Source organism: Pauljensenia sp. C0170B4, from assembly GCF_056590235.1.
This window is the reverse complement of sequence record NZ_JBWPVS010000007.1, coordinates 1-13,620: the sequence shown is the minus strand read 5'-3', so window position 1 is coordinate 13,620 and position 13,620 is coordinate 1. Positions and strand designations below refer to the sequence as shown.

13 protein-coding genes and 1 pseudogene are annotated in these 13,620 nt (G+C 58.0%); 2 read left to right on the top strand and 12 right to left on the bottom strand.

Going from position 1 to position 13,620, the window contains the following annotated elements; genetic code table 11:
* Positions 1-59: 59 nt before the first annotated feature.
* The 6 genes from add to AC1EJ1_RS09095 all read right to left on the bottom strand — a co-directional run bounded on the left by add (position 60) and on the right by AC1EJ1_RS09095 (position 5,587).
* Positions 60-1,058 carry an adenosine deaminase gene (add, locus tag AC1EJ1_RS09120; RefSeq protein ID WP_058236076.1) on the bottom strand — a complete coding sequence of 333 codons (999 nt, stop codon included), beginning with the start codon at positions 1,056-1,058 and terminating at the stop codon, positions 60-62.
* Between the two features lie 8 nt (positions 1,059-1,066).
* On the bottom strand, positions 1,067-2,827 hold the full coding sequence (locus AC1EJ1_RS09115; protein WP_058236077.1) for an adenine deaminase C-terminal domain-containing protein: 1,761 nt from the start codon (positions 2,825-2,827) through the stop codon (positions 1,067-1,069).
* A gap of 29 nt (positions 2,828-2,856) precedes the next feature.
* Positions 2,857-4,284 (bottom strand): purine-cytosine permease family protein, encoded by a 1,428-nt coding sequence (locus AC1EJ1_RS09110; RefSeq protein ID WP_285016120.1) that lies wholly within the window; start codon positions 4,282-4,284, stop codon positions 2,857-2,859.
* A gap of 136 nt (positions 4,285-4,420) precedes the next feature.
* Positions 4,421-4,729 (bottom strand): DUF4230 domain-containing protein, encoded by a 309-nt coding sequence (locus AC1EJ1_RS09105; RefSeq protein WP_480295726.1) that lies wholly within the window; start codon positions 4,727-4,729, stop codon positions 4,421-4,423.
* Between the two features lie 75 nt (positions 4,730-4,804).
* The gene (locus AC1EJ1_RS09100) at positions 4,805-5,401 is read right to left on the bottom strand and encodes a type IIL restriction-modification enzyme MmeI (protein ID WP_480295725.1); all 597 of its coding nucleotides are present in this window, start codon (positions 5,399-5,401) and stop codon (positions 4,805-4,807) included.
* Positions 5,402-5,413: 12 nt separating this feature from the next.
* Positions 5,414-5,587: a hypothetical protein gene (locus tag AC1EJ1_RS09095; RefSeq protein WP_157843490.1), complete on the bottom strand. Its 174-nt coding sequence runs from the start codon at positions 5,585-5,587 to the stop codon at positions 5,414-5,416.
* Positions 5,588-5,627: 40 nt separating this feature from the next.
* Here AC1EJ1_RS09095 and AC1EJ1_RS09090 point away from each other — a divergent pair, with 40 nt between their 5' ends.
* Complete coding sequence (locus AC1EJ1_RS09090; protein ID WP_058236081.1) at positions 5,628-6,431, top strand: MMPL family transporter; 804 nt, start codon at positions 5,628-5,630, stop codon at positions 6,429-6,431.
* Complete coding sequence (locus tag AC1EJ1_RS09085) at positions 6,347-7,573, top strand: bacterial Ig-like domain-containing protein (protein WP_285016180.1); 1,227 nt, start codon at positions 6,347-6,349, stop codon at positions 7,571-7,573. Before AC1EJ1_RS09090 ends, AC1EJ1_RS09085 begins: the two co-directional genes overlap by 85 nt.
* 104 nt (positions 7,574-7,677) lie before the next feature.
* Here the strand turns inward: AC1EJ1_RS09085 and AC1EJ1_RS09080 are convergent, their stop codons facing one another.
* The 6 genes and pseudogenes from AC1EJ1_RS09080 to AC1EJ1_RS09055 form a co-directional block, all read right to left on the bottom strand.
* Positions 7,678-8,715: a nucleoside hydrolase gene (locus AC1EJ1_RS09080; RefSeq protein ID WP_285016119.1), complete on the bottom strand. Its 1,038-nt coding sequence runs from the start codon at positions 8,713-8,715 to the stop codon at positions 7,678-7,680.
* Positions 8,716-8,758: 43 nt separating this feature from the next.
* Positions 8,759-9,760, bottom strand: coding sequence for a LacI family DNA-binding transcriptional regulator (locus tag AC1EJ1_RS09075; protein WP_285016118.1), 1,002 nt, complete (start codon positions 9,758-9,760; stop codon positions 8,759-8,761).
* Positions 9,761-9,867: 107 nt separating this feature from the next.
* The gene (locus AC1EJ1_RS09070; RefSeq protein ID WP_285016117.1) at positions 9,868-11,229 is read right to left on the bottom strand and encodes an MFS transporter; all 1,362 of its coding nucleotides are present in this window, start codon (positions 11,227-11,229) and stop codon (positions 9,868-9,870) included.
* 535 nt (positions 11,230-11,764) lie between these two features.
* Complete coding sequence (locus tag AC1EJ1_RS09065; protein WP_480295724.1) at positions 11,765-12,235, bottom strand: hypothetical protein; 471 nt, start codon at positions 12,233-12,235, stop codon at positions 11,765-11,767.
* A gap of 2 nt (positions 12,236-12,237) precedes the next feature.
* Entirely contained in the window at positions 12,238-12,441 is a 204-nt protein-coding gene (locus tag AC1EJ1_RS09060; RefSeq protein WP_157886315.1) for a hypothetical protein, read from the bottom strand.
* A gap of 696 nt (positions 12,442-13,137) precedes the next feature.
* Positions 13,138-13,620, bottom strand: a pseudogene (locus AC1EJ1_RS09055) (hypothetical protein); the annotation flags it as partial.

Sequence of the window (13,620 nt, the reverse complement as noted above, 5' to 3'; positions counted from 1 at the left end):
TCGAAGTGCGGAGGAGCAGCTTCATGGAGCCAAGGCTCCAATTATGTTGCTGGAAAGGTTTAGCAGGCGGCAATCTCTTCCCGCAGCTGATGCTTGAGCGTCGGGGTGGCCCACGAAATATCCACCGCATTCAGGCAGAGTTGCTTGAGGAAGTCCTCGTCTGCGTCCAACTCATCGGCAACTAGCTGCAGATTCTCGCCGATGTAGCCGCCGAAATATGCAGGGTCGTCGGAATTGATGCAGATCTTAATTCCCTTGTCAGATAACTGCTTGATCAGCTGAGTCTTGGAGCCGTCCGAAACCCAGGTGTTGGAAATCGGGCAGCTGGTCAGGCCGATCTTGTTGTCCACCAGATACTGCACATAGTCGGGGTTCTCGCTGACGTTAGTGCCGTGGTCGATGCGGTCAACCTTGATCTCCTCGATCAGCTGGCGGATGTGCTCGATCGAGTTCTTAATGTCGACGTCGGCGTGCATAGTCAGCAGGAAGCCCTCCTCACGAGCGCGAGCGAAGACCTCGGCGAACTTCTCAGGCGCGTTGCCAGTCTCGTCGGAGTCCAGCCCGACGCCGATGATCCAGTGCTTGTAATCCAGGGCCTGGGTCAGCGTGGCCATCGCGTACTCGGCCTGGAAGTCGCGCAGGAAGCACATGATCAGAGCCGACTTGATGCCCAACTTCTTCTCGGCCTCGACCTGAGCGCGGTGCAGGCCATGGATGACGGTGTGGAACGAGACGCCACGGCAGGTGTGCGCCTGGGGGTCGAAGAACATTTCCACGTAGCGCACGTTCTGCTCGGCTGCCTTGCTCAGGTATGCCATGGCTAGGTCGTAAAAATCCTCGGCGGTCAGCAGCACGTTCATGCCGTCGTAGTACGCAGCCAGGAAGGACGCCAGATCGTCGAAATCGTATGATTCGCGAACCTGCTCGGGGGTTTCCTCGGCGAGCTTGATGCCATTGCGCTCGGCGAGCTTGAACTTCAGCTCCGGCTCGAGCGTGCCCTCGATGTGTAGGTGCAGCTCTACCTTGGGCAGTTTCTGAACGAAGGGTGAAATCTTCACTTTGACTCCTAGTTGCTGGAAATTACGGGATCGGTGACGACGAACTTGACGCAGTCGATCAGGCCCAGATCGGTGATCGCCCACTCCGGGATTGCGGTGATCGACAGGAACAACAGCTGGCCGAATGGCGACGGCAGGTCGCTGCCCAACTCATCGCGGGCGATGCGATCCATCTCCTGTTCGGCAGCGGCCATCTCCTCAGCTGGAATGTCAGCTACGATGCCGGCTACCGGCAGTGGCAGCCTGCCGATGACGTCGCCATCGGCAACAGCCACCTGGCCACCTCCAAGCCTAGTCACCTCGTTGATGGCGAGGGCCATGTCTGCCGCATTGGTTCCGGCCACCACGACGTTGTTGTCATCTGGCGAGTTGGAGGTCGCGATCGCACCCTTCTTGATACCGAAACCGTTGATGAAGGCAACCGGCAGGTTGTCGGTCTTGCCGTAGCGCTCGGCGACGGCAACCATGATTGCGTCCTTTTCGATGCAGGGCTGAACCACGCCGTCGACGATGTCCAGCTCGATCTCCGCGCCGGGACGGCGGAAGGCCACGTCCTTGCTGAGCACTATCGCCTGAACGACTGCCTTGGAGCCCTCGGCCTCGACCTTGATGCGGCTTGCGTCCACTTCCTTCAGCTTGAAGGTGTCGGCGACAACCGAGGTGCGCTCGGGCGCCACCGGAGCTACGACCGACTTGCCGTTCTCGGCGACGATGCGGCCAGCGGTCATCACGCGTGCGGGTCGGAAGTCATTCAGGTCGTCCACGAACAGGATGTCGGCGAAGCGGCCGGGTGCGATCGAGCCGATCTTGTGATCGAGCTTGTACATGCGGGCGGTGTTGATCGAGCCCATCTGAATTGCCTGCATCGGGGTCACGCCGCACTCGATGGCCAGGCGAACCACGTAGTCGAGATGGCCACGGCCAAGCACATCGCTCGAGGTTATGTCGTCGGTGCAGAAACCGACACGGTCGCTCGGGGCGCCCATCTCGGTGACCAGCTTGATGTTCTCGCGCAGCATCGGGGCCGCGGTAGACTCCCTGATGATGATGTCGATGCCGTTGCGCATCTTCTCCAGCTCTTCCTCAGGCGAGTATGACTCGTGACATAGGACAACCCCGGAAGAGGCGTATCCAGCCACCCTGCGGGCGTCCACCAGAGGCGCGCAGCCGAAGGCGTGCAGTCGGTTCTTCTCCGCAATGTCCATCGCGGCCAGAACGTCCTCGTCACCGTCCTCAACCATCTCCTGAACCGTCTCCCACAGGCCGACGCACTCGGGCATCTCCTGGGCTATCTTGTGGTCCTCGGCCTTGAACGCATAACCGACGTTGGACTCGGGGATGGTGTAGGGCGCCTTAGCCGGTGCTCCCCACCAGACGTGTACCGACGAGTCGGCGGCCTCCGCCAGGAACTCCTTCACGCCGTCAATGCCTGCGGCGACCAACACCTGATCGAGTCCGGAGATGACCGAGGTGGTGCCATAACGTGCGACCATGTCGGCGAGCATCGTCACAGAGAGCTTCGAGCACTCGATGTGCATGTGGCCGTCGATCAGACCCGGGGTCAGGTAGCGGCCCTCGGCGTCGATGATCTCGGTATCGGGGCCCTTCTGCGCAGACACGTCGCCGACGGCAGCCACACGGCCGTCCGCGATGGCCACGTCTGCTGGATAGATTTCGCCAGTTAGGACATTAACCAGCTTGCCGTTTTCGATGATTTTGTCAGCATGTGCCCTGCCGTAGGCCACATCCATTACGTGCCGGTTAGGCATTTCTACTCCTTAGCTTTGCGGGCGCGCGGTCACGCGATCCCTAAATTCTTCTTCTTATTGGTGATTGTGAGTGCTATGAACAGGAGGCCGCTGACCACTATCCCGGCGGGAATCGCCAAGTCAGGGGCATATTCCGGGTGTTGCGGCGAGATCGCAGCTGCAATCGGGCCGATGAAATATCCGGTGTTGGCAAATAGCGCGGAACCGATCATTCCGGCAATCAGCGAGACGAATCCGGGCAGCTTCACGCCCCCGACACCCCAGTAGACCCCGCCCTTGTCGTTCATCAAGCCAGCCAGATCGTAATTGCCGCGTCTCATAACCCAATCGACGAGATAGATCGTGATCCAAGGTGCTAGCCAGACGCTCAGCGAACCGACGAAGGCGCTCAGCAGCGCGTAGAACGACGACTGGGCGACCGCGAAGATAGTGATCAAGATGCAAATTATCGAGTCAGTGACGACAACCATCGGGCGCTTTGCCGGGATGCCGGCGGTCTGCAGGTTAAGTGACGACGAATAAAGGTTGGTGCCGTTTTGTACCATCAGGCCGAAGCCCACTAGAAGCAGAAACGGCACAGAGAACCCCGCAGGCAAGATCGCGGGAACGGCTAGCGGGTCGGAGAGGTCAACGTCGGGGCCGACTGCGACCGTAGCCATGGCGGCGCCTAGGCTCTGCAGCAAGAGGTACGGCACGAAACCGCCCAGCGCGGCCCAGGTGCTAACCGATAACGGGCTGGTTTCTTCGGGCAAATATCGTGAGAAGTTCGAGCCGGAGCATGCCCAACTCAGGCCGCCGGAGACCACTACTAGACTGATCGCGCTGATCATCGCGTTGATGTCGGCGCCTACCTCGCCCGTCGCAATGTTTACCTTGGGCAGGATCAGCACTGCCAGGATTACGAACGCGCAGGCGAAAATGATTGTGGCGAATTTCTGCGCTGCCATCAGGAAGTTGTAGCCGATCAGCGGCAGCAGCATTTGGATAAGGCCGAGCACCACGATGAGCACGACCTGCGTAACGCCCGAGATATCGACGCCGAAAATGCCTAGTAGCGCGGCAATCGCGTAATAAACGAGCACCAGACCGGCAGCTTCGAAGCCGAGCAGCATCAGCCACGAGAACAGGCCATTTGCTCGTCCGCCTCGAGGACCCAGGCTAGAGCGGCTGATCGTCATGTTGGTCGTGCCGGTCTTGGGGCCCTGCAACGAGGCCAGCGCCAGCAACGGGTAGGCGATTAGGTTGCCGATGACGATCGCCGCGATAGCCTGCCAGAAACTGAGGCCGAAAAGAATCACCAGCAGCGCGCCGTAAGAGACGGTGAAGATGTTCGTGGTTGTACCGGCCCAGAGGAAGAATAAGTCGATGGCTTTTCCGTGCCGACGATTTGGTGGGACGAGATCAATGCCCTGTTGATCGATACCTGAAGAGGTTTCAAGAGCCGCTGGATCTGACAAATCGTCTCCTTAGTTTTCAAGGTGCCCAGCCGAACTGGGTTAGGATCCGATCCAGAGTTTATAGAACTGACTAGGCCGATTCAACTTGCTGTTAAGCGATTTCTGGTTTAACGCCGTCCCTAAAGAAATAGAGCTGTCACACGTTCCCGCCGGCGAACTTAACCTCTACCTCGTAGTCGGCCTTGTCCGTGCCCACGAGCACCGCCTTAACGTGGGACTTCAGCAGCCTCGCGGTGTGCTCCTCTGATTTCTGCAGCGGACCTCCCTTGATCGCTTCGTCCCTGTTCTTATCAGTCTCGGCGCTGAGAAAATCTGTCACGTCGTCCACCGAGACCTGGTTTAGCGGGTTGAACGACTGGTCATAAATCTCGACACTGGCCAGGTCTATCGACTCGCCCAGAACGTCGGCCGCGTGCGCGTCGTAAACGCTCCTGGTTGGCCGCACCCTTCCACACAGCAAATCTTCAACCTAATACTTCATTCTCTCGGAACTGAACCAACGACCTCCCATTTGAACCACTCACGCCCCCAGCGCGACTGTGCTGCGATTTTGTATCCAAGTCGGGTTGAAACCTTCAAAGAAAGTTAACGAACCCAGTTTCTCGTGGAACATGCGCAGCCGGTTGTCTTGTTGACGCTCAGTAAGCCCATCTGCAGTCAGAAACGTGTCGAGCTCGCTGCGAAGATCGTCAAGGAACAGAGGATCAATGACCTCGTGGATGTTTTCCGGACTGGTATAGTGCATACTGCCGAAACGACGAGTTTCAGGGTTCAAGGTCGATTCCAAAACCCCACCGAAAATGGTCGGTGAAATCTGCGACCAATCTGTATCCTGCGCCACCTCGTTCAGCAGAAGGGAGCGGATCGATTCAGTGAAATTCGGTATTTCCACGTTCCCCTTGAACAGACCACCGTTGACATAGGGGAAAGCCCGCAGACGATCCGACAGGTACGGATCGCGGTCAGGAACCGGCGTATCGAGCACCTTAAACAACTCGAGGAGAGCCGAACGCAGCTGCTGTGCATCGAAAGAGGACAGATACCGGTAGAACGCGTCCTTCTCGAACAGTCCCGCATCCTCAGCGAACAGGCAGAACACGATTCGAACACACAGCACGTTGAGCGCGTGTTAAGCCTGCGTGGTTTTCGGATCGATATATTGCTCCAGCAACGCAGCACGGAGCTTTCCAACCAACGCCCCCGCATCAATCGAGGCAGCTTTCTCGCGGCTGGAGCGAAGCGAATCCGGGTCAGTAAGGCCAAAGACTTCTTGACGAACACTTCGATGCAGGGGCTGGATCACCTGCGCAGATTATTCTTCCCAGGAAAACATCGACGATGCCATGGCCGTCCTCGACGGCCGCGTCTACATCCACGCCACCCTCAGCGACGCTTCAGATTCGAGGGAAGCCGAGTCGACTGTTGCAAAGATTCGTGACGAACTGCATGCGCTCTTAGACTCCGTGCTCGTCGGCGGCATTACCGCCACGGACATCGACACCAACCTGACTGGCGAACGTGACCTGCGCGTCATCATCCCCCTCGCGCTCGTCGTTGTGTGGGTGATTCTGGCCATCCTGCTGCGCGCATTGTTGCTCCCCACCATCCTCATCGCCGCAACAGTGATCTCCTTCGGCACTGCCCTGGGTACAGCCTCGCTTGCGTGCAACCACGTGCTGAAGTTCCCCGGCGCCGACCCATCCGTAGCACTGTGTGGCTTCTTATTCCTGGTTGCGCTTGGCATCGACTACACAATCTTCCTCATGACGCGTGCCCGCGAGGAGGCCCATCACATCGGAACACGCCCAGGAATCCTCAAGGCGCTGACGGTGACAGGCGGCGCCATTACGTCGGCAGGCACCGTGCTCGCCGCGACGTTCTCCGCGCTCGTCGTCATCCCGTTGATGTTCATGATCCAGCTGGCGTTCATCGTCGCGTACGGCGTGCTCAAAGACACGCTCATCGTCCGAACGCTGCTGATCCCAGGCTTGGTGCTCAACATCGGCCCTCAGATCTGGTGGCCATGGCAGAAGCTGGCCGAGGCTGGTCCGGAACGAGCAAGCTGGATCCCACGCTCAATCTCAATAATGAGGACAAGACATTCACCAGACAAAACCCTTATCAGTTCGACGAAGTCGATACTTTAACCACTGACACCAAAAACCTCCACATCACAGGTGGAATCGTCAGGCTAAGGGCGCAGTGGGCCATCGCTCCGAAGGTCGTAGCGAAAGACCTGGCGATTACCGTCGGTGACACGCTCGATCCCCAGTCGTTGCTCGTGTCTGCCACCGACTACAAGGGCCGCGACCTGAAAGATGACGTCAAGATTGAGGGCGCCCCGGCTAACTCCAGCAAGGCTGGTACTTTCCCGCTGACCTTCACGGTCACCGATGAATTTGGTGTGAAGAGCAATACTGCTACGGCAAACCTGGTCATTAACCCGACTCTTGAGGTTGCTGATAAGACCATTGAGTTCGGTGGGGACTTCGACACCCTCGTCACGAACTCCGCTGGCGGGAACGTTACGCTCGACCCGAATTCGAAGTACGACGTGAACAAGCCTGGAACCTACGACCTGACCTACACGGTCACCAGCGAGGATGGGACTACCAGCGTCACGAAGACTGCTCGCCTGACAGTGAAGAATCCCCCGGCGAAGCTTGCCGTTAAGGACGTTACGATTTGGGAGGGTGAGCCCTTCAAACTTGCGGACATGATCACCAAAGAGGGGACCGACAGTACCCCGGTTCCTGATTTGAACGCCGAGTTCAATTCAGCTGTCGCTGGCACATATCCGGTTGAAGTCACCGTTACCAATGCCGACGGCGTTGAGACCAAAGAGACCGCGAACTTGATCGTCAAGAAGCGCATCGCGGAAGTGAAGCCCGCGCCGACACTGGAGCTGAAGGATCTGGAGATCTGGGAAGGCGACCAGATCGACCTGTCCTCCATGGTTTCCAAGGCAACCGGAGGTAAGACACTGGCCAATCCAGACTCGAAGTTTGACGCCAACAAGGCTGGCGAGTATCAGATTGAGTTCACGGCTACCGACCAAAATGGTGCCACGGTCACCAAGACTGCGAAACTCATGGTGAAGCCACGACCGGAAGAGCCGAAGGTCGAATGCGCCATCCCCGACGCTGAGGGTGCTAACGGTAAGTACTCGATCAGCTCGACTGGCAAGCCCGGACTGGCAGCCACTGGTTCGAACGCAACAGGAGCCGGAATTGCGGCACTGTTCGCACTGGCTGGTGGTGCGGCGCTCGTACGCCGCAGGAAGCACTAACCGGAGGTAACACGAAAGTGGGGTCCGATTCGTCGGGCCCCACTTTTGTTACGCCTGAAAATATCATACCGAGTTGTGCCAGTGAGAAGCCACGCGCAATGGCTCTACACGCCGAGGACGACGTTCGTCCACAGCGTCAACAGCCTGTCGTTATCAACAGCGGTCACCATGTTAACCTGTCTTGGCTTGGCAAGGAATTCCTCGTCGCCGCGGGTGCCCTCGCTCAATCCCCCATCGCAGGCCTCCAGCAGTTTGCCCCTGGGGTCGCGTGCCAGCATAAAGCGGCCTGCCTCCTCCTCGACAACCTCCGGGCACAGCATCTGGGCGATGACCACCATGTCGTGTACCCACATGCCGTCCACCGGCCGCGTGCGCGTGCTGTATTCGATCCACGGACTCAGCCATGCATCAATGGCTTCGGCCCGCTCACGCTGCTCGGGCAGGTCGCCGGCACGTTGCCTGACCTGTTCCCACCGCTCGCGCGAAAGGTGCGTCGTGCGCGTGACATCGAGTGGCACAACTGTCAGGTCGATTCCAGAGGCGAACACGATGGAGGCCGCCAGCGGGTCGATCGCAAAGTTCGTGTCGACAAGGTCGTCGTACCCCTGGCATCCGCCCATCATGCGGATCTCTGCCACATGTCGGGCAGCTTCCGGCTCGAACCGGATCAGTGCTCCAATGTCGGTCAGCGGCCCGAGGGCAGCGATTGTGACCGGGCCGCCGTGTACGTGCGACATGACATCGTGAGCCAGCCGTGCCGCCACTTCCTGCGCGGACTCGCACGGATCAGACGCATCCTGCTGTGCCGACTCCCCTTGCGCGGAGTGCTCCTCCCCTTGCCACAGGCGCTCAACGTCAGGCGCGCGACGGGGCGTTTCCATCTTGTCCCGCCAGGCTCCGCGTGACACATATGTGTCGAGGGGAGCGTCGCATCCTGTGAGGATCGGGGTGCTCACCCCGAATGTCTGCGCCAACCGATGCGCCGCCTGCGCGCCTTCCGCGGCGCTGACGTTTCCAAAGACCGTCCACACCGACGCCAGATCCAGCTGGGGGCTGGACCACGCTAAGCACAGTGCCAGCGCGTCGTCGACGTTCGCACCTGGAATGCCGTTGCCGGGGTCGCAGTCAATGATGAGTGGCATCAATAAAACCTGAAACTTTCGTGAAGTGAGAGTGAGGAGCGGGCTAACAGCTGGCCCGCTCTACGAAGTATGTTGTCGGAACGATGGTGGCGGCCGCGCCTGACCCCAGCAGCGAGGTGGCGATCTGAGCTGACAGATCAGCCATATCCACGTGGATTCCCGACAGTGCCGGCACACAGTATTCGGCATGCGCAGTGATGTGCATGGCCACCACACTGATGTCGTCGGGGATACGCACGCCCAGTGATGCCAGGCGCGCCATGAGCCCTACTGCCTGCATCTCATTGGACACGACCACCCCGTCACAGCCCAGGTTCACAAAGTGTTCGGCCATCTGCCAGCCGCCCTCGTACGTGTAGGGGGCACTCAGGTGGTGGGGGTGATCTTCGGGATTGCCGTCTGAACCGTCGTCGAGGGCATCGAACCAGCCTCGGCTGCGTTCGGCAGAGTTGATGCGTCCGCGCGGCCCGCCCAGGTGCCCGATGGTCCTGCAGCCGCGTTTCTTGAGTTCGCGTGTCAGCTTTGCGGCGCTTCCTCGTTCGTCTTCCAGGACGCTGATGCGTTGCCCTGCGGCTTCGCCAGTGTCTGTCGGAGTGCACGCATTAGCGAATACCACCGGCCGCGCAAGGTCTTTCAGCAGGTGAGAAGGCGGCGGCTGGTCAACCGAGTACCACACCAAGCCGGCGACCTGCTGGCTCATCATAGTCTCGATGATGTCTTCTTCTCGCTTGAGGCAGTCGTGTGAATCAGCGACCAGCAGCGAATACCCATGATCGTAGAACTCGTCTTCGATGCTTTGGAGCATGTGTGCCAGGAACGGGTTCGCCAGGTCAGGGACGACCACTCCGAAGGTCGTGCCTTTGCCTGTCAGCAGTGCCCTGGCCGCGTTGTTCGGACGGTAGCCGGTCTGCTTAATCGCTTCCAGCACACGTTTGCGGGTTTCGGGAGCGACGGGGCGCGAACCGTTGTTGATCACGTAGCTCACGACGGCTGTTGACGTGCCCGCCAGCTTGGCAACGTCGTTCTGAGTAGCTCTTTTCGCCATATCGATGTCTGCTTGGGGTCAGGGCGTCCTCGTCGCGCTAAAGCAAAGACAGAAAACCGGCATCGTGCATGAAGCCGATTTCCCGTCTTTCACTTTAGCATCGTGGCCTAGATGGCATCTTCGATCAGTGTGAGGTCGCGGCCTCGAGTCTCCGGTGCGAAGAACGTGGTGATGAAGCCGATTCCAGCGGTGACCATGAAGTAGATGGCCAGCGGGATCCACGAGCCGGTCGCAGCCAGCAGTGCTGACGCGACCATCGGAGCGGTTCCGCCTGACAGGATGGATCCCAGTTCCTTGGCAACCGCCATTGTTGAGTAGCGGTGGCCGACGCCGAACAGTTCGACGCCGTAGGCAGCCTGCACGCCGAAGATTCCGAGGGAACCCAGACACATGCCGACCACGATGACTGCTCCGACAACGAGGGCGTCACGCGATTCCATGAGGAAGAATGCGGGCACGCCGTAGATGACGAGCAGGGCGCAGAAGACGCGATAGGTGATGCGTCGTCCGAACCTGTCGGACAACCAGCCGGACAGTGGGATGACAGCAAAACCGAGGATTGACGCAATCAGCACTGCGGTCGTGGGGACGGACTTGTTCATGCCCAGCGCGTTGACGGTGTAGCCGACCAGGAATCCCTGAGCCATGTAGGACGGGCCGTTTTCACCGATGCGCAGACCCAGCATGACCAGGAAGGCTTTCCACCCGAAGGTCGACTTGGCGGGCTCGTTTTCCGCCTTGTCGAGGTCGGCCAGTTCGCGTGTTTTCTTCTCCTGATAGGTCTTGAAGACGGGGCTTTCATCCATCGAGCGGCGAAGGAACAGTGCGAATGCTGCGACCAGCACAGAGCACAGGAACGGGATTCGCCATCCCCAGGAAATGACCTGTTCGTGCGGCAGCAGCAGGACCAGCAGCCACACGATCGAGGCGAGCAGCGTGCCGCTGTTGGAGCCGACACCGATCAGCGAGGCGACCAGGCCGCGGTGGCGGGTGGGTGCATATTCGGCCAGCATGACTGCGCCGCCGGAAAGTTCGGCACCTGCACCGAATCCCTGGCAGATGCGCAGCAGGGCGAGCAGGATCGGCGCCCAGATTCCGATGGTGGCGTATGTGGGCAGAAGGCCGATTCCCGAGGTTGCGATACCCATGAGGGCGACGGTGAAGACAAGGATTTTCTTCCTGCCGACGCGATCACCGAGCCGTCCCAGCACGAATGCGCCCACGGGGCGGGCCAGGAAGCCGACCGCGTAGGTGATGAACGCGGAGAGCAATGCGATGATCTTGGTTTGTTCAGGGAAGAAGACATCGCTGAAGACCAGGCCCGCTGCCATTCCATACAGTGCGAAGTCGACGTATTCCATCGTCGTGCCCAGCCAGATTGACACGATTGCGGACCAGAAAGATTTGCGTCCGTGGGTACTTTCGAAGTGTTGATCGGCTATTTGATTGCGATGCTTGATGTGCGGCATCTGCCCTCCCCTGTTTCACAGGTTCACCATTGAATTATGCGTGACGCATTCTATACGTATAGATACGAGGGTGCAAAACACTCTGGTCACTCGAAACGCCTCACTAAACGGAGGGAATCCAGGCGCATACTGAATTGGCCTGAGTTTTGAGAGCGGCGTGTGAGGCAGCCTTGAAGGCTGCGTGTTGAAAATGGTTGGTGTATCTCTCACTGGGTGGGATGTCCCCAATCGATGAATACAACCTGCCGGTATTGCACCGGTGGCCCCATCCGATAGTCGCGGTCTCCCTTCTTGCCTGTTGGCCCAGGCAGCAACTTCAACGTCAATCAGCTCGGACTTGTGCAGCCCAATGGCTGACTCCATCAGCCCATCGTCGTAGGCATCCCCAACGGTACCGATTGAGCCAACTATCCCGTGCGTTGCAGCAGGTCGCGCAGATCAGTCAAGGTATACAGACTACCCGCATCGGAGTGATGTATGACCCCAGCAGACTTAAAGAACGAGTCCTGACACTTCCGTGTGGCCAACGCCTGCCTCAAGGCACATGCGACCAGACTGTTATCCGTCTGGGTGTCGACGACTGCAAGGATTTCTCTGGTGCACACGTCCTCAACAGAACTGACGCATATCCCCCCTGCAAGGTAGAAACGTAGGTGAAATCCGCCGCCCGCCACTGATCGGGGTGCGTTGCGACTTCTTCCGGCGCACGCTTGATTCCCAGGATGTTCATCAGTCGTTGTACCTGGTCACGGACAATCCGCCATCCAGCGCGCAGGGCTGCTTTCCAGCAGTTTGCGCCTGCCACATAGATGCGCCTCGCCTTCACCCACAGCGTGTACAGCTTGTGGGCAGCATACGCTTCCTCGAGTTCGGCCTGTGTGGGGGTCAACCCGGCTGATGTAACGGTATAGTAGGTTGCTGGCGAAATGTCGTATTCGTGCTCGTTGAACACGTGGCACATCCGCTCGATGGAATACAAGTGCCGGTGAATATGCAGAAAATTCACAATCACTTGAGTGCGGTCACGCTCCGTCTGGGCAAAAAAGCTGACGTCAGCTTCAAGATCTCGTCGGCTTCCTCAAGCCGGGCATTTTCCTCGCGTAGCTTGTTAAGTTCGGCATCTTTATCCGCCTCACTGGCTGCTACTTCCAGCGCCTCGGCCTGTTCAGCCTTTCTCATCCAGTTGCGCAACGTGGATGCTTCGATTCCCATCTTTGCTTCCACAACACGAATAGCTGCCGGCTTCGACGAGGCACCGCCATTAAGGATATCAAAGCATATCCTCACCGACCGCTCCCTGGCCTCCTGGTCATAAGCACTGATAGCTATAGAAAAACCTTGCTAGGTATATCATGCCCTCTCACAAACCCAGTCTGATTTACACCAGTTATAGGGAATGCAGATCCCATCGATAACGATCTGCCCCATATATCACGCCGGTAACTTGCGCGTTAGGCACTCCAACTTTCCAGCATCAGGCCGTTTTAGTGACAAAAGAGGTTTTAATTATCACGAGTTCCTTAATAAAATATCCTTCTAGCAGTAGTTTTATAAACAAGTCAGCTTGCGTTTTAGAGGTAATGTCAGTACGTGATTTAACTGCCAGGCACCCCAAACCGGTCGATCACAAGTGTTCGTCGAACAATAATTCAAAGCTTCATACCCCCTCATCAAACCCCAATAACAACGCATTAATACTCATAATTCGGGTATGATCCCCAAACCACGAGTGACGGTGGTTAATTAAGCTCACGAAGCAATCTCCTGCTGCAAGAACCTTAGGAAATTTTGCTTTGCAGAGAGCAGAAGCAGTTCCTTACTTCGATATTTACAAGTTCCTTGAAAATAGCGAAGCCGCCCATATTCACTGCTCATATGGGCGGCTTACGCTACTTTAACTTCTCAGTTTTAGTCCTTTCTGACTTTCTTCCTACCAGCAGCAATCAGTAATCCGCCGGCTGCAAGAATCATCGCTGCGACTTGATACGGCATCCCAGCATATCCAGTTTTCGAGAGCTTTCCAGACTTGCGGGATTCAGACGCTTTAACGGCGTCATCGCCGTTCTTGTTGCTCCCACCATTCGGGTTATCAACTTGGACCTTCTTCCACACAGCCTTCACGACCGTGTCACCATTAACAGTAATCTCGGTACCCGGCGCCACTTCCTGACCATCAACTTCCCAAGCCTTAAATTCCTGGGAGTCATCCGGAGCAGTAAAACCATTAGGCAACACCGTGTACTTACTGCCCTTATCCACAGTCGCACCATCCATACTGCCGCTACCACCATTACCGTCGTAGCTAACAGAAACCTGGACCTTCTTCCACACAGCCTTCACGACCGTGTCACCATTAACAGTAATCTCGGTACCCGGCGCCACTTCCTGACC

What these genes read in the sequence shown, in the direction of transcription:
- AC1EJ1_RS09070 (WP_285016117.1), bottom strand. Translation starts at nt 11,229, where the DNA reads ATGCCGCACATCAAGCATCGCAATCAAATAGCCGATCAACACTTCGAA.
- AC1EJ1_RS09090 (WP_058236081.1), top strand. Translation starts at nt 5,628, where the DNA reads ATGGCCGTCCTCGACGGCCGCGTCTACATCCACGCCACCCTCAGCGAC.
- AC1EJ1_RS09060 (WP_157886315.1), bottom strand. Translation starts at nt 12,441, where the DNA reads ATGGGAATCGAAGCATCCACGTTGCGCAACTGGATGAGAAAGGCTGAA.
- AC1EJ1_RS09115 (WP_058236077.1), bottom strand. Translation starts at nt 2,827, where the DNA reads ATGCCTAACCGGCACGTAATGGATGTGGCCTACGGCAGGGCACATGCT.
- AC1EJ1_RS09075 (WP_285016118.1), bottom strand. Translation starts at nt 9,760, where the DNA reads ATGGCGAAAAGAGCTACTCAGAACGACGTTGCCAAGCTGGCGGGCACG.
- AC1EJ1_RS09080 (WP_285016119.1), bottom strand. Translation starts at nt 8,715, where the DNA reads ATGCCACTCATCATTGACTGCGACCCCGGCAACGGCATTCCAGGTGCG.